The organism is Pseudomonas sp. HMSC057H01 (genome assembly GCF_001836405.1).
Classification (GTDB): domain Bacteria; phylum Pseudomonadota; class Gammaproteobacteria; order Pseudomonadales; family Pseudomonadaceae; genus Pseudomonas; species Pseudomonas aeruginosa.
The window spans coordinates 20,399-35,042 of record NZ_KV828500.1 but is presented as its reverse complement, the minus strand read 5'-3'; the positions used below and the strand labels follow the sequence as shown (position 1 = coordinate 35,042).

The following is a 14,644-nucleotide window of genomic DNA, read 5'->3' as shown; positions in this document are numbered from 1 at the left end:
CGTGGGTGAAAGGCGTGGGACTGTTGTAGCGCGGTCCAGGGTGAAGGTAAATCGTTTCAGCAGGAAAACCGTCGTGTCCTTGCCGGAAGTCAGCCTTTGCTCCCGCTTCGCGGGGAGGCGGGAGCAAAGGCACGGTACCGTCTGGCTTCAGGCGTCGGCGGTAGGCTCTTCGCGGGGCTGCGCCGGCGGCGGCTCAAGCAATTCCTGCTGCTCGGCATAGCGCTGGCGGATATCGAAGTCGCGCGGCCAGCGCGAGGCTTCGTGGTCGGGGCGTTGCATCGGTTCGGTCATGGCTGGACTCCGGTCGGGCTGGTGCTCAGAGCACCAGCGACAGCAACAGGATGAAGACCAGGCCGACCACGGAGAGGATGGTCTCCATCGCGGTCCAGGTCTTGAAGGTCTCGCTGACGCTCATGTTGAAGTACTGCTTGACCAGCCAGAACCCGGCGTCGTTGACATGGGAGAGGATCAGCGAGCCGGCGCCGGTGGCGAGTACCAGCAACTCGCGGTTGACGCCGGGAATCAGGTCGATCACCGGCACCACGATGCCGGCCCCGGTGATGGTGGCGACGGTGGCCGAGCCGGTGGCGATGCGGATCACCGCGGCCACCAGCCAGGCCAGCAGGATCGGCGAGATCTGCGCGTTCACCGCGAGATGGCCGATGACGTCGCCGACCCCGCTGGCCACCAGCATCTGCTTGAAGCCGCCGCCGGCGCCGATGATCATCACGATGGCGGCGGTCGGTGCCAGGCTCTGGTCGAGCAGCCTGAGGATCTTCTTCGAGTCGAAGCCACGGGCGTAGCCGAAGGTATAGAGCGCCACCAGCAGGGCCAGGAGCAGGGCGCTGATCGGATGGCCGATCATGTCCATCCAGGCGCGGAACGCGTGGCCATCGGGGAAGGCGACGTCGGCGAAGGTCTTCAGCAGCATCAGGAACACCGGCAGCAGCACGGTCGCCAGGGTCACGCCGAAGCTGGGCAGGTCCTGGGTCTCGGGCTCGTGGGCGATCTGCTCGACCAGTTCCGCCGATGGCGTGCCGGGGATGTAGCGCGAGACCAGCGCGCCGAACAGTGGGCCGGCGATGGCGGCGGTGGGCAGGGCGACGATCAGGCCGTAGAGGATGGTCTTGCCGATGTCGGCGCCGAACACGCCGATCGCCAGCAGCGGGCCGGGGTGCGGCGGCACCAGACCGTGCACCGCGGAAAGGCCGGCGAGCAACGGGATGCCGATCTTGATCAGGGACACGCCGCTGCGCCGGGCGACGATGAACACCAGCGGGATCAGCAGGATGAAGCCGATCTCGAAGAACAGCGGGATGCCCACCAGGAACGCGGCGAGCATCATCGACCAGTGCACCCGCTCCTTGCCGAAGGCGCGGATCAGGGTGCGGGCGATCTGGTCGGCGCCGCCGGAATCGGCCATCAGCTTGCCGAGCATGGTGCCCAGGGCGAGGATCACGCCGACGAAGCCGAGCACGCCGCCGAAGCCGTCCTGGAAGGATTTGACGATCTTCTCCACCGGCATCCCCGAGGTCAGGCCGAGGAAGCCGGCGGCGATGATCAGGGCGATGAAGGGATGCACCTTGAAGCGGGTGATCAGCACGATCAGGCCGATGATGGTCACCAGGGCGTCGAGGAGCAGGTAGGCATCGTGTGACATGCCGAACATGGAGGGCTCTCCTTTTGTCGTTGTTCTACCGGAGTTGCTGTTTCATTGAAGCGCCTTTTCGGGGTAGCGCTATCTTTGTCGGACAAGCGAAAGACTTCAGGCGGCGGCGTGCTCCAGCCACCAGGCGTGGGTGGCCTGCGCCAGGCATTCCACCGGCAGGGTGGCGTCCAGGCGCAGGGTCAGGGGTTCGTCGAGCGGCGGCTCGAGGGCGGCGAACTGGCTGTCGATCAGGGTCGCCGGCATGAAGTGGCCGGGGCGCTGGGCGACGCGCTCGGCGGCGACCGCCGGGGTCAGTTCCAGGTAGACGATGCCGAGGCCGGGCACCGCGCGGCGCAACCGGTCGCGGTAGGCGCGCTTGAGGGCGGAACAGGTCAGTACCGGCAGCTTGCCGGCGGCCACCGCCTGGCGCAGCTGCTCGGCGAGGGTGTCCAGCCAGCCGGCGCGGTCGTCGTCGGTGAGGGGGATGCCGGCGCTCATCTTGCGGATGTTGGCGGCGGGATGGAAGCTGTCGCCTTCGATGCCGTGGGCGCCGCTGCGCTGGCAGAGGGCCTGGCTGACGCTGGACTTGCCGCAACCGGCGACACCCATGATGACCAGGGCTTGGAGGGATGGATGCATGGAACACCTCAAGCGTGAGACAGCGCTGTCTTTGCGACCTGGAAAAAATCGCGCGAGCCTGGCTCCGCCTTCTTGTCGTTGTGGTCTGTCGAATCCCGCGCGGGCAGTGGCGGACAGGCCGCCTCAGGCGATTGCCCAGGTCGCGAGACAGCGCTACCTTAGTGCCTGGAATTTTGTTTGGCAAGCAGGCCACGATGAGCATCACCAAGAACGACAAGAACACGCGAACCACCGGACGTCCCACCCTCAACGAAGTCGCGCGCCGCGCCGGGGTCAGCCCGATCACCGCGTCGCGCGCGTTGCGCGGCGTCGCCAGCGTCGCCGAAGAACTGGCGCAGAAGGTCCGCGACGCCGCCCGCGAACTCGGCTACGTGGCCAACCCCGCGGCGCGCGCGCTGGCCTCGGCGCAAAGCCACAGCGTGGCGGTGCTGGTGCCGTCGCTGGCCAACCTGCTGTTCATCGAGACCCTCGAGGCGATCCACGCGGTACTGCGGCCGCAGGGCCTGGAGGTGCTGATCGGCAACTTTCACTACTCGCGCAACGAGGAAGAGGACCTGATCCGCAACTACCTGGCCTACCAGCCGCGCGGCCTGCTGCTGACCGGCTTCGAGCGCACCGAGAGCGCCCGGCGGATGATCGAGGCCAGTGGCATTCCCTGCGTGTACATGATGGACCTGGACTCCGGCGCCGGGCTCAATTGCGTCGGCTTCTCCCAGTTGCGCGCCGGCGAGGCCGCTGCCGAGCACCTGCTGGCACGCGGCCGCAGGCGCCTGGCCTACATCGGCGCCCAGCTCGACCAGCGCACCCTGCTGCGCGGCGAGGGGTTCCGCCGCGCCTTGCAAAAAGCCGGCTGCTACGACCCGGGGCTGGAAATCCTTACGCCGCGGCCGTCCTCGGTGGCCCTCGGCGGCGAACTCTTCGTGCAGTTGCTGGCCAGCCAGCCGCAGGTCGACGGGGTGTTCTTCTGCAACGACGACCTGGCCCAGGGCGCGCTGTTGGAGGCCCTGCGCCGTGGGGTCAAGGTGCCGGAACAGATCGCCGTGCTCGGTTTCAACGACCTGCCGGGTTCGGACTGCACGGTCCCGCGCCTGAGCAGCATCCGCACCCCGCGCGAAGCCATCGGCCGGCGCGCGGCGGAGCAGTTGCTGGCGCTGATCGCCGGCAAGGAGGTGCGCGATAGCGCGCTGGACATGGGGTTCGAGCTGATGGCGCGGGAGAGCACCTGAACCCGCGGCCCGACGGTGCGGCCGTTCAGGGATGTGTCGGGGGCTGGGCAGCGCCTCCGGTCGGAACGGCTTGCCGAGTAGGGCGAATAGCGCCGCAGGCGCTATCCGCGGTTACGCCGGGTTTCACGGCGGATAACCGCGAGCGGTTATTCGCCCTACGGGGGCGTGTCGAGGGCTGGGCAGCGCCTCCGGGCGTAATGGCTCGCCGTTACGCCGGTGTCTCAAGCCACCGCGTAGTAATGCTTGACGAAGCCGCCGTCGGCAACCTCCCAGAGCACCGGGGTGCCCTTGCTGACGAACCAGCTGTCGCCGGCCTTGTAGAGCGTGCTCTGGCCGGTGGACTCGTCGGTGAGGCGGACCTCGCCGCTGACCACCGTGGCCTGTTCGCTGAACGGATAGGTCATGCGAAACTTGCCGGCGGTGGTGCCGAAGTAGGCGGCGCTGACCGGGTCGGTGGGGGCTCCGGCGGTCATCTTGCCGAAGGCTTTCACCTCGCCTTCGAGGATCTCCGAGCCGAGGTCGGCGACGCTGCCCCAGGCGTCCAGTTCGTCGAGGGTGATGCCGTGGCGGATAACGGTAATGGCCATGGGAATGCTCCTTGTAGAGTGATCGGTAGGTTTCAGCGCCGGCCGTTCCAGTAGCCGGAGAGCTGGTGCCAGGTCTTGCCCGCGCTGAGCAGCAGCGGGCGGAAGTGGTCCTTGCCGTGGATCGGGATGCGGCGCACCGAGCTGAGCAGGTCGTAGCGCGCCGAGCCTTCGCTCATGCCTTCGGCGAGGACCTTGCAGACGATGTGGCTGGGGGTCACGCCGAACCCGGAATAACCCTGGACGAAGAACGCGTTGGGCCGCCCCGAGAGGCTGCCGATCTGCGGGAACAGGTTGGCGCTGCAAGCCATCGGCCCACCCCAGGCGAGATCGATGCGGACGTGCTCCAGGTAGGGGAAGATCTTCAGCATCAGCTTGCGGTTCCAGGCCTTGAGGTCGCCGGGGATGCGTTCGACGAAGGGCGTGGCGGCGCCGAACAGCAGGCGGTTCTCGTTGGTCACCCGGTAGTAGTCGATGACCGGGCGGATGTCGCTGTAGGCGCCGCGGATCGGGCTGATCCGCTGGATCAGTTCGTCCGGCAGCGGCTCGGTCATCATCTGGAACGCGTAGGTATTGATGGTGGTGCGGTGCAGCTCGGGCTCGAGCCGGTTGAGGAAGCTGTCGCAGGCCCAGAGCAGCTTGTTCGCGGTGACCGAGCCCTTGGCCGTGCGCACGCGGATGCGCTCGCCGTATTGCACCTCCAGCGCCGGGCTGTATTCGAATATCCGTGCGCCGAGGCCGGCCAGCGCCTTGGCTTCGCCGAGCAGCAGGTTGAGCGAGTGCACATGGCCGCCGCCCATGTGCAGCAGGGCGCTGCCGTAGGCGTCCGAGCCGATGATCTGGCGCACCTCGGCACCGTGCAGGTAACGGATCTCATGGGGCGAGCCGAGCGACCGGAACTCCTTTTCCCAGGCCTGCAGGGTCTTCGCCTGGCGCGCGTTGAAGCCCATGTAGCCGTAGCCGTGGCAGAAGTCGGCGTCGATGGCGTACTTCTCGATGCGGCCCTTGATGATGTCGGCGCCGAGGTCGCTGATCTCGAAGATCGCCCGCAGGCCGTCCTCGCCGACGTCCTTGCGGATCTTCTCCAGGTCGTGGCCGATGCCGGCCATGATCTGCCCGCCGTTGCGCCCGGTACCGCCGAAGCCGAGGTGGCGGGCCTCCAGCACGACGATGTCGGTGATACCGTGCTCGGCCAGTTCCAGCGCGGTGTTGATGCCGGAGAAGCCGCCGCCGATCACCACCACGTCGGCGTCCAGGTCGGTTTCCAGGGAGGGGAAGGACAGCTCGTACTTCTTGGTCGCCGTGTAGTAGGTCGGCGTCTCGATGTTGATCATGGATGCGGCCTGGCAAGGGGTGGATGTACCTATTAGACGCTCCGTGGCCGCCGCGGTCTTGTTCCTGTCTGCCGCCGGCTTGACCGGCCCTGCCAGGCGCGCTTCAGCCCAGCGTGGCGATCACCCGTGGCGCGACGAAGTCGATGAAGGCGCGCAGCTTGGGCGAGACCTGGCGGCCGGACGGCCAGAGCAGGAAGAACCGCGCGCGGCGCTCGCAGAAGGCGTCGAGAACGCTGACCAGGCGCCCTTCGCGCAGCGCCTCGCGGATCGAGAAGTCCGGCAGGCAGGCGATGCCCTGGTCGCGCAGGGCGAAGCAGACGCGGGTCTCGATGTTGTTGCAGACCATCGACACCGGGATCTGCGGCGGGGCTTCGCCGTCCGCGCGGCGCAGCGGCCATTCCTCGAGGCGGCCGGTGTTGGAGAAGCGGTAGTGCAGGCAGGTGTGCCGCAGCAGGTCTTCCGGGCAGCGTGGCGTGCCGTGGCGGGCGAAGTAGGTCGGCGAGCCGACCAGCTTCAACTGGAACTCGCCCAGTTCGCGCATGGACAGCCGCGAATCCACCGGCTGGCCGGTGCGCAGGACCACGTCGAAGCCTTCGTCGACGACATCCACCACGCGGTCGCTGAAGTCGAGGTCTAGCTCGATGTCCGGATAGGCCTGCATGAAATCGGCGAGCGTCGGCAGGACCAGCCCGCTGACCAGCGGCAGGCTGACCCGCAGGCGCCCGCGCGGGGTTTCGCGGCTTTGCGACAGCTCCAGCTCGGTGGCTTCGATCTCGGCCAGGATGCGCCGGCTGCGCTCGAGGAACAGGCTGCCTTCGGCGGTCAGGGTGATGCTGCGGGTGCTGCGGTGGAACAGGCGCACGCCGAGCTTCTCTTCCAGGCGGGCGACCCGCTTGCCCACCGCCGAGGCGCTGACGCCGAGGGTCCGGGCGGCGCCGACGATGCTGCGGGTCTCGGCGACGCGGACGAAGACGGTGAAACCGCTGAGGCTGTCCATGCAAGGCTCCGATTACGGACATGAAGGTCCGGATAGAGCGGAACTCTATCCGTCTTTTTCCGCTTTTGCAGCGCTCTTAGCCTGTCCGCATCCTTCATCGTCCGCGGAGAGTCTCGCATGTCAGGTTTCGAACGAGGGCCAGGGCGCAGCCTGGCGGAACATGTCGATCAGGCGATCGAGGCGGCATTCGCCGACCAGCGCCTGGTGGGAGCGGTGGTACTGGTGGCGCACCGGGGGCAGTGGCTCTATCGACGGGCTGCCGGCCTGGCCGACCGCGAGGCCGGCCGGACAATGGGCGAGGACAGCCTGTTCCGCCTGGCCTCGGTGAGCAAGCCGATCGTCAGCGTCGCCGCCCTGAGCCTGGTGGACGAGGGCCGGCTGGCCCTCGACGAGCCGATCGCCGACTGGTTGCCGGCGTTCCGTCCGCGCCTGGCCGACGGCCGCGAGGCGCGCATCACGCCGCGGCAGTTGCTGAGTCACAGCGCCGGCCTCGGTTATCGCTTCCTCGAAGCCGACGCAGACGGCCCCTATGCCCGCGCCGGGATTTCCGACGGCATGGACCTGCCGGGTTTCGACCTGGCCGAGAACCTCCGTCGCCTGGCCTCCGTGCCCTTGCTCTACGAGCCCGGCCGCGCCTGGGGCTATTCGCTGGCCACCGACGTGCTCGGCGCGCTGGTGGCGCGGGTCGACGGGCGGCCGCTGGCGGAAGCGCTGCGGCAGCGGGTCGGGATTCCGGCCGGCATGCGCGACAGCGGCTTCCTCTGCGCCGACGCGCAACGCCTGGCGGCGGTCTACGTCAGCGACCGGCCACGCCCGCGGCGGATGGCCGAGCGGGAGACCGTCACGCCGTTCGAGGACTGCGTCGGCATTCGCTTCGAGCCGCGTCGGGCCTTCGAACCGTCTGCCTATGCGTCCGGCGGGGCGGGGATGATCGGCAGCGCCGGCGACGTGCTGCGCCTTTTGGAAATCCTTCGCCAGGGCGGCGCGCCGTTGTTGACGCCTGGCCTGGTGGAGGAGATGGGCCGCGACCAGGTACCCGGCCTGGAACTGCGGGCCAATCCCGGTTTCGGCTTCGGCCTGGGCTTCTCCGTGCTGCGCGACCCGGCCATCGCGCAATCGCCGGAGTCTCCCGGCACCTGGCGCTGGGGCGGCGCCTACGGGCATTCCTGGTTCGTCGACCGGGCCCGCGAACTGTCGGTGGTGGCGCTCACCAACACCCTGTTCGAGGGCATGTCAGGACGCTTCGTCAACGACCTGCGCGACGCCGTCTACCGTTCCGCGGAGGTGCGCTGATGGGACGCCGCGAAGCATTTCCGGAGAACGCCGGGGCCGCTGCGTCGGCCGTGGCGCCGCGGCTGCCGCTGAGCGCGTTGCTGGCGATGGCGATGTCCGGCTTCGTCGCCATTCTCAGCGAAACCCTGCCGGCCGGCCTGCTGCCGCAAATCGGCGCGGGGCTGGCGGTCAGCGAGGCGCTGGCCGGGCAACTGGTCAGCGTCTATGCCCTGGGTTCGCTACTGGCCGCGTTGCCGGCGGCGAGCCTGACCCAGGGCTGGCGGCGGCGCCGGGTGCTGCTGCTGGCGCTGCTGATCTTCTTCGTCTGCAACAGCTTCACCGCCGTTTCCTCGGATTACCGCCTGACCCTGCTGGCGCGCTTCGGCAGCGGCGTCGCCGCCGGCCTCGCCTGGGGCCTGCTGGCCGGCTACGCGCGGCGCCTGGTGCCGCCGGAGCAGCAAGGGCGGGCGCTGGCGGTGGCCATGCTCGGTGCGCCGCTGGCGTTGTCGCTCGGCGTTCCGCTGGGCACCTGGCTGGGCGGCCTGCTCGGCTGGCGCTGGGCCTTCGGCCTGTTGTCGCTGACCGCGCTGTTGCTGGTCGGCTGGGTGCTGCACAGCGTGCCGGACTTCCCTGGCCAGCCGGCCGGGCGGCGCCTGCGCCTGCTCGGGGTGCTGCGCACGCCGGGCGTGCGTCCGGTATTGCTGGTGATCGTCGCCTGGGTGCTGGCGCACAACATCCTCTACACCTATATCGCGCCGTTCCTCGCCAAGGTCGGCCTGGGCGCCTCGGTGGACCTGGCCCTGCTGGTATTCGGCAGCGCCGCGGTGGCGGGAATCTGGCTGGTCGACGCGCTGGTCGACCGGCACCTGCGGCGGATGGTCCTGGCCAGCCTGGCGCTGTTCGCCGTGGCGGCGCTGGCGCTGTGCCTGGGCGCTCGCTGGAGCTGGCTGGCGTTCGCCGGCCTGGCCCTCTGGGGACTGACGTTCGGTGGCGCGGCGACGCTGCTGCAGACCGCCTCGGCGGACGCCGCCGGGGAGGGCGCCGACCTGGCCCAGTCGATGATCGTGGTGGCCTGGAACCTGGCCATCGCCGGCGGCGGAGCGTTGGGCGGCATGGTGTTGCAGCGCTGGGGCAGCGAGATGCTGCCCTGGACCCTGCTGCCGCTGATCGGCCTGGCCGCGGCGCTGGCCTGGGGCAATGCCGCGCACGCGTTCCGCGTCGGCCCGCGCGGTTTCCCCAGGGCATCGTCCGAACGCCGGAAAGCGGCGGAATAGAGTGGCGCCGCCGGGCAAGGCAAAAAACGCGACGGGTCTTAGAACGTTTATTCACTTGGGTTATTTGGATAGGCCCGATTCGAATATCCATCGCGTCGAAATACCTGCCGCGACGATGCGCTCCTCCGTCATGCAGCGGAATCCGCTGTCATTGCGCCGAACGCCTTCGCTGCCTCGCCGGTAGCCGCCATGCAGCGCCCGGCGCGGCTGTTGCACCGGCATCTTGCCGGTGCGCCGGCGCTGCCTAGAATCGGCCCCAGTCGCACTTACCCCCGCTTCGCCTACAGGAGTTACCGCCATGATGAATGCCATGCAGATGCCGATGAACATGAATGCCGCCATGCCGATGATGCCCATGATGGGCATGCCGATGATGATGGCGAGCATGCAGTGCGAAACGATGGACGACGGCATGCTGTGCAAGATGATGCCGGCGATGGGCATGGACATGGGCCAGTTCCGCAACAGCGCCGAGATGATGGCGATGATGATGAACTGCGGCATGCCCATGATGATGCAGTGCGGCAACCTGGCGATGATGGGCATGTCCCAGGCCTGCATGGCGATGATGCCGACGATGGGCATGGGGATGGGCATGCCGATGATGGGCATGGCTCCGATGAAGTGCATGATGGAGTGCTCCATGCAGGGCGACGCCATGCACTGCAGGATGATGCCGATGCAGGGCATGGACATGGAGATGTTCAAGAACTGCTGCATGCTGATGGCGAAGATGATGGAGTGCGGCATGCCGATGATGATGAGTTGCAACGGCATGCCGATGATGTGCTGCACCTGCTGATCCGTCGCCGGATGGAAAAGGCCCGCCCGGGATGACCGGGCGGGCCTTTCTTCGTCCATGGCAGCAAGGCCGGGGTCAGTCCAGGCGCTCCGGGTAGGTCATCACCAGGTACGCCAGCGCTTCGCTATCGGCGGGGTTGCGGTAGCTGTGCGGCTGGTCGGCGTAGAACAGGATCGAGTCGCCGGTGGCGAGCAGGAAACGCTCTTCGTTGACCCGCACTTCCAGTACCCCTTGCGCCACCACCAGGTTCTCCTGGGTGCCGGGGGCATGGGCCTCGGCGTCTTCCTGGCCGAGGCCGCGCAGGCGCAGTTCGTAGAACTCCACCTGACGCGCCACATCGAAGGGGAACAGCGCGCGGCTGGTGAAGGCGCCGTCGGCGCTGACCAGGCGCTTGCTCTGTTGCGCCGGCAGCACGGCGACGCCGGCGAAGGCGCGATCGTCGAGGAAGGCTGCCACCGACACCTTGAGGCCCTGGGCGATCTTGCACAGCACCTTGATCGACGGCACGCTGCGCCCGGACTCGATCTGCGCCAGCATCGCCCGGCTGACACCGGAAATCCGCGCCAGGGCGTCCAGCGAGAGATTGCGCTTGCCGCGCAGGCGCAGCAGGTTGTGGGCGACGCGCTGGCCAATCAGATCATCGGGTTCGGTATGCACGCCGGCGGCCAGTTCCAGGTGGGCGACGCCATCGCTGGCGGGCAGGTTCATCGGTCAGGCCCGGCGGCTGCGCTCGTCGTGCCTGGCTGGCGGTTGCGGCACGGCGTAGCCGGCCCGCCAGGCGTACACCGCCCACATCATTTCGCCCAGGCGGCGTGCCTGGCGGCGCGAGCGGTAGCGGGCGAAATCGATGACGTTGTCGGTGCGGTCCATGAGGCATTCCTCGGGCGGCGGGTTCGATAGCAGCCAGACTATCCCTTCGCCGCTTAGAGCCATAAATACTAAGTTTTTATTTATTAATTCACTTTTGTGCTTACCAGGAACGCCGAACCGTACCGAGCAGCATATTTATATTCTTTAAAGGTATTTAAATTAATTTTCTTATTCCAATAAATTAAAGACTCTCGCGTACCTGCCGACCAATCGGCGCGCCGCACCGAATCCATGCCGCCTTGCGCGGTATTTCGTGCCCGGCGTGTCCGGGCTTGCGTGGGAGTCAGCGATGTCCGTTTCCCTTCCGGCGCCAGCGCGCGCCGACGTTCCCTTGCAGATCCGTGCCCTCGATGCCGCGTTCGGCGCCGAGGTGCTCGGCCTCGACCTCGGGTTGCCCCTGGCCGCCGAGGACTTCCGCCGTATCCACCGGGCGCACCTGGACCACCATGTGCTGGTGTTCCGCGAGCAGCGCATCACCCCGGCGCAGCAGATCGCCTTCAGCCGGCGCTTCGGTGAGTTGCAGATCCATGTGCTGAAGCAGTTCCTGCTCCCAGGGCATCCGGAGATCCTCATCGTTTCCAACATCGTCGAGAACGGCCAGCCCGTCGGTCTCGGCGATGCCGGCAAGTTCTGGCACTCCGACCTTTCCTATAAGGAGCTGCCGAGCCTCGGCTCGATGCTGCATGCCCAGGAGCTGCCGGAGGAGGGCGGCGATACTCTGTTCGCCGACATGCACAAGGCCTGGGACAGCCTGCCGGAGGCCCTGCGCAAGGCGATCGAGGGACGCACGGCGGCGCATTCCTATACCGCCCGCTACAGCGAACCGCGCTTCGAGGGCAACTGGCGGCCGACCCTGAGCGCCGCCCAGCTCGCCGAGGTGCGCGAAGTGGTCCATCCGATCGTGCGCACCCACCCGGAAAGCGGGCGCAAGGCGCTGTTCGTCAGCGAAGGTTTCACCACCCGCATCCTCGGCCTGCCGGCCGACGAGAGCGCCCAACTGCTCGCCGAGCTGTATGCGCACAGCGTGCGCCCCGAGCACATCTACCGGCATCGCTGGCAGGCGCATGACCTGGTGTTCTGGGACAACCGCTCGCTGATCCATCTCGCTGGCGGTTGCCCGGCCCACCTGCGGCGCAAGCTCTACCGCACCACCATCCAGGGCGACGCGCCGTTCTGACGACGGCGCGCGCTTCCCCCTTTTCGCCAGGAGCGTTTCCATGAACCGCATTCCCCGTTTCACCCGCCTGGTCGCCGCGCTCGGCCTGGGCCTGAGCCTCGCCACCACGCTGCTGGCCAGCCGGCCGGCGCAGGCCGAGGGCGAGATCCGCATCGCCGAGCAGTTCGGCATCGTCTACCTGCTGCTCAACGTGGTCCGCGACCAGCGCCTGATCGAAAAGCACGGCCAGGCCGAGGGCCTGCAAATCAAGGTCGACTGGACCCAACTGTCCGGCGGCGCGGCGGTCAACGATGCGCTGCTGTCCGGGGCGATCGATATCGCCGGTGCCGGCGTCGGTCCGCTGCTGACCATCTGGGACCGTACCCGCGGGCGCCAGAACGTCAAGGCGGTGGCCTCGCTGGGCAACTTCCCCTACTACCTGCTGAGCAACGACCCGCGGGTCAGGAGCATCGCCGACTTCGGCGCCGGGGATCGCATCGCCGTGCCGGCGGTGGGGGTTTCGGTGCAGTCGCGCTTCCTCCAGTACGCCGCGGCGAAGCAGTGGGGCGACAAGCAGTTCGACCGCCTCGACAAGTACACCGTGGCGCTGCCGCACCCGGACGCCACCGCCGCGCTGGTGGCCGGCGGCACCGAGCTGACCGGGCATTTCTCCAACCCGCCGTTCCAGGACCAGGCGCTGGCCAACCCGAAGGTCCACGTGGTGCTCGACAGCTACGAGCTGTTGGGGCCGAATTCGCCGACCGTGCTGTTCGCCACGGAGAAGTTCCGCCAGGACAACCCGAAGACCTACCGGGCCTTCGTCGAGGCGCTGAAGGAAGCGGCGGCCTTCGCCCAGAACGACAAGGCGGCGGCCGCCGATACCTATATCCGGGTGACCGGGGCGAAGATCGACCGCGCCGCGCTGCTGAAGATCATCGCCAATCCGCAGGTGGAGTTCAGCGTCACGCCGAAGAACACCTATCCGCTGGCGGAGTTCCTCTACCGGGTCGGTGCGATCCGCAACAAGCCGGCTTCCTGGCAGGACTATTTCTTCCAGGACGGCGCGCCGTTGCAGGGGAGTTGAGACGCCGATGAACGCCGCCTCCCGCCAACCTTCCACGCTCCCCGCCGACGCCCTGCTGGCGGTGGACGGAGTCAGCCTCGAATACCGCACCCGCTCGCGCGTGGTGCGGGCCACCCAGCGGGTCAGCTTCGAAGTCGACCCGGCCGATCGCTTCGTCCTGCTCGGCCCGTCCGGCTGCGGCAAGTCGACCCTGCTCAAGGCGGTGGCTGGCTTCATCACGCCCAGCGAGGGCGAGATCCGCCTTCAGGGACAGGCGGTCAGGGCGCCCGGCCCCGACCGTATCGTGGTGTTCCAGGAGTTCGACCAGTTGCCGCCATGGAAGACCGTACGGCAGAACGTGCTGTTTCCCTTGCGGGTGTCCGGCCAGGTGGCGCGCGACGAGGCCGAGCGACGCGCCGACGAATGCCTCGAGAAGGTCGGCCTGGCGGGCTTCGCCGAGGCCTACCCGCACACGCTGTCCGGGGGCATGAAGGCGCGGGTGGCGATCGCCCGGGCGCTGGCGATGCAGCCGAAGATCCTGCTGATGGACGAGCCGTTCGCCGCGCTGGACGCGCTGACCCGGCGAAAGATGCAGGAAGAGCTGCTGCGCCTGTGGGAAGAGGTGCGTTTCACCCTGCTGTTCGTCACCCATTCCATCGAGGAGGCGTTGGTGGTGGGCAACCGCATCCTGCTGCTCTCGCCGCACCCGGGGCGGGTCCGGGCCGAAGTGCACGGCCACCCGTTCGGGCTGCACAGCCTGGGTGGCGAAGCGCTGCAAGCCGCGGCGCGACGCATCCACCGCTTGCTGTTCGACGAGGGCGGCGAACCGACGGCGGCCGCGACCCTCGACTTCGCCGACATCCGTCTGGCCCACTGAGCAAAGGAGCCGATCGATGAGTCGAGTCACGCGCGTCCGCGAAGAATACGAAATCCAGCTCGAACCCCTGCTGGAGGTCCCCCTGGAGCGGCGCCTGCCCCTGGGCCAGCGTCTCTGGCAACAGGGCTGGCTGCGCAAGGGGCTGATCCTGGCGCTGCTGGCGCTGGCCTGGGAGCTGGCGGCGCGGGTCCAGGGCAACGACCTGCTGCTGCCAGGCTTCCTGCAGACGGCCAGGGCCCTCGGCGAGGGCCTGGCCAGCGGCGAACTGCCGGCCAAGGCGGGGATCTCCCTGCTGGTGCTGTTCAAGGGCTACCTGCTGGGGATCGTCCTGGCCTTCGTTCTGACCAGCCTGGCGGTCTCCACGCAGTTGGGCCGCGACCTGCTCGGGACCCTCACGGCGATGTTCAACCCGCTGCCGGCGATCGCGCTGCTGCCGCTGGCGCTGCTCTGGTTCGGCCTGGGCCAGAACAGCCTGATCTTCGTGCTGGTGCATTCGGTGCTCTGGGCGCTGGCGCTGAACACCTATGCCGGTTTCCTCGGTGTCTCGGAGACCCTGCGCATGGCCGGGCGCAACTACGGCCTGCGCGGCCTGCGCTTCGTCCTGCTGATCCTGGTGCCGGCGGCGCTGCCGTCGATTCTCGCCGGGCTGAAGATCGGCTGGGCCTTCGCCTGGCGCACGCTGATCGCCGCGGAACTGGTGTTCGGCGCGAGCAGCGGCAAGGGCGGGCTCGGCTGGTACATTTTCCAGAACCGCAACGAGCTGTACACCGACAAGGTATTCGCCGGCCTGGCGGTGGTGGTGCTGATCGGCCTGCTGGTGGAGAACCTGGTGTTCGGCAGCATCGAGCGCCTCACGGTGAAGCGCTGGGGAGTGCAACGCTAGGGCGGCGGACGGGTGGAGT

16 protein-coding genes are annotated in these 14,644 nt (G+C 68.0%); 8 read left to right on the top strand and 8 right to left on the bottom strand.

The features are described 5' to 3' along the window. Window positions 1-147: 147 nt before the first annotated feature. The 3 genes from HMPREF2581_RS33220 to HMPREF2581_RS20540 form a co-directional block, all read right to left on the bottom strand. Complete coding sequence (locus tag HMPREF2581_RS33220; RefSeq protein WP_003111383.1) at window positions 148-291, bottom strand: hypothetical protein; 144 nt, start codon at window positions 289-291, stop codon at window positions 148-150. 25 nt (window positions 292-316) lie between these two features. Beyond that, complete coding sequence (locus tag HMPREF2581_RS20545; RefSeq protein ID WP_003107128.1) at window positions 317-1,669, bottom strand: GntP family permease; 1,353 nt, start codon at window positions 1,667-1,669, stop codon at window positions 317-319. 96 nt (window positions 1,670-1,765) lie between these two features. Further along, complete coding sequence (locus HMPREF2581_RS20540; protein WP_003139362.1) at window positions 1,766-2,287, bottom strand: gluconokinase, GntK/IdnK-type; 522 nt, start codon at window positions 2,285-2,287, stop codon at window positions 1,766-1,768. Between the two features lie 194 nt (window positions 2,288-2,481). Between HMPREF2581_RS20540 and gntR the strand changes: the two genes are divergently transcribed. Further along, on the top strand, window positions 2,482-3,513 hold the full coding sequence (gene gntR, locus HMPREF2581_RS20535; protein WP_003111384.1) for an HTH-type transcriptional regulator GntR: 1,032 nt from the start codon (window positions 2,482-2,484) through the stop codon (window positions 3,511-3,513). A gap of 221 nt (window positions 3,514-3,734) precedes the next feature. Here gntR and HMPREF2581_RS20530 read toward each other — a convergent pair whose 3' ends face one another. The 3 genes from HMPREF2581_RS20530 to HMPREF2581_RS20520 all read right to left on the bottom strand — a co-directional run bounded on the left by HMPREF2581_RS20530 (window position 3,735) and on the right by HMPREF2581_RS20520 (window position 6,428). Then, window positions 3,735-4,100 carry a cupin domain-containing protein gene (locus HMPREF2581_RS20530; RefSeq protein ID WP_003089408.1) on the bottom strand — a complete coding sequence of 122 codons (366 nt, stop codon included), beginning with the start codon at window positions 4,098-4,100 and terminating at the stop codon, window positions 3,735-3,737. A gap of 32 nt (window positions 4,101-4,132) precedes the next feature. Next, window positions 4,133-5,431, bottom strand: coding sequence for an NAD(P)/FAD-dependent oxidoreductase (locus HMPREF2581_RS20525; protein ID WP_003089406.1), 1,299 nt, complete (start codon window positions 5,429-5,431; stop codon window positions 4,133-4,135). A gap of 103 nt (window positions 5,432-5,534) precedes the next feature. Next, window positions 5,535-6,428, bottom strand: a complete 894-nt coding sequence (locus HMPREF2581_RS20520) for a LysR family transcriptional regulator (protein ID WP_003139365.1) — start codon at window positions 6,426-6,428, stop codon at window positions 5,535-5,537. 117 nt (window positions 6,429-6,545) lie between these two features. Here HMPREF2581_RS20520 and HMPREF2581_RS20515 point away from each other — a divergent pair, with 117 nt between their 5' ends. The 3 genes from HMPREF2581_RS20515 to HMPREF2581_RS20505 all read left to right on the top strand — a co-directional run bounded on the left by HMPREF2581_RS20515 (window position 6,546) and on the right by HMPREF2581_RS20505 (window position 9,776). Further along, on the top strand, window positions 6,546-7,721 hold the full coding sequence (locus HMPREF2581_RS20515; protein WP_003139367.1) for a serine hydrolase domain-containing protein: 1,176 nt from the start codon (window positions 6,546-6,548) through the stop codon (window positions 7,719-7,721). Beyond that, window positions 7,721-8,974, top strand: a complete 1,254-nt coding sequence (locus tag HMPREF2581_RS20510) for an MFS transporter (protein WP_070867373.1) — start codon at window positions 7,721-7,723, stop codon at window positions 8,972-8,974. The genes HMPREF2581_RS20515 and HMPREF2581_RS20510 overlap by 1 nt, the downstream gene beginning before the upstream one ends. A 298-nt stretch (window positions 8,975-9,272) precedes the next feature. Then, window positions 9,273-9,776 (top strand): hypothetical protein, encoded by a 504-nt coding sequence (locus tag HMPREF2581_RS20505; RefSeq protein ID WP_016254185.1) that lies wholly within the window; start codon window positions 9,273-9,275, stop codon window positions 9,774-9,776. A gap of 75 nt (window positions 9,777-9,851) precedes the next feature. Here the strand turns inward: HMPREF2581_RS20505 and HMPREF2581_RS20500 are convergent, their stop codons facing one another. Both HMPREF2581_RS20500 and HMPREF2581_RS20495 read right to left on the bottom strand, forming a co-directional pair. After that, on the bottom strand, window positions 9,852-10,433 hold the full coding sequence (locus tag HMPREF2581_RS20500; protein WP_003122724.1) for a helix-turn-helix domain-containing protein: 582 nt from the start codon (window positions 10,431-10,433) through the stop codon (window positions 9,852-9,854). 54 nt (window positions 10,434-10,487) lie between these two features. Beyond that, a complete protein-coding gene (locus HMPREF2581_RS20495; protein ID WP_003089396.1) occupies window positions 10,488-10,646 on the bottom strand; it encodes a hypothetical protein in 159 nt (52 codons plus the stop codon). 289 nt (window positions 10,647-10,935) lie between these two features. On the opposite strand from HMPREF2581_RS20495, the gene HMPREF2581_RS20490 reads away from it, so the two are divergent. Genes HMPREF2581_RS20490 through HMPREF2581_RS20475 form a run of 4 tightly spaced genes read left to right on the top strand, consistent with a single transcriptional unit; the run spans window position 10,936 to window position 14,625 of the window. Further along, window positions 10,936-11,823: a TauD/TfdA dioxygenase family protein gene (locus HMPREF2581_RS20490; protein WP_003139374.1), complete on the top strand. Its 888-nt coding sequence runs from the start codon at window positions 10,936-10,938 to the stop codon at window positions 11,821-11,823. A gap of 40 nt (window positions 11,824-11,863) precedes the next feature. After that, window positions 11,864-12,886: an ABC transporter substrate-binding protein gene (locus HMPREF2581_RS20485; RefSeq protein ID WP_003089389.1), complete on the top strand. Its 1,023-nt coding sequence runs from the start codon at window positions 11,864-11,866 to the stop codon at window positions 12,884-12,886. A gap of 7 nt (window positions 12,887-12,893) precedes the next feature. Beyond that, window positions 12,894-13,742 (top strand): ABC transporter ATP-binding protein, encoded by an 849-nt coding sequence (locus HMPREF2581_RS20480; RefSeq protein ID WP_003131719.1) that lies wholly within the window; start codon window positions 12,894-12,896, stop codon window positions 13,740-13,742. Window positions 13,743-13,758: 16 nt separating this feature from the next. Continuing rightward, window positions 13,759-14,625, top strand: coding sequence for an ABC transporter permease (locus HMPREF2581_RS20475; protein ID WP_003089385.1), 867 nt, complete (start codon window positions 13,759-13,761; stop codon window positions 14,623-14,625). Window positions 14,626-14,644: the final 19 nt, after the last annotated feature.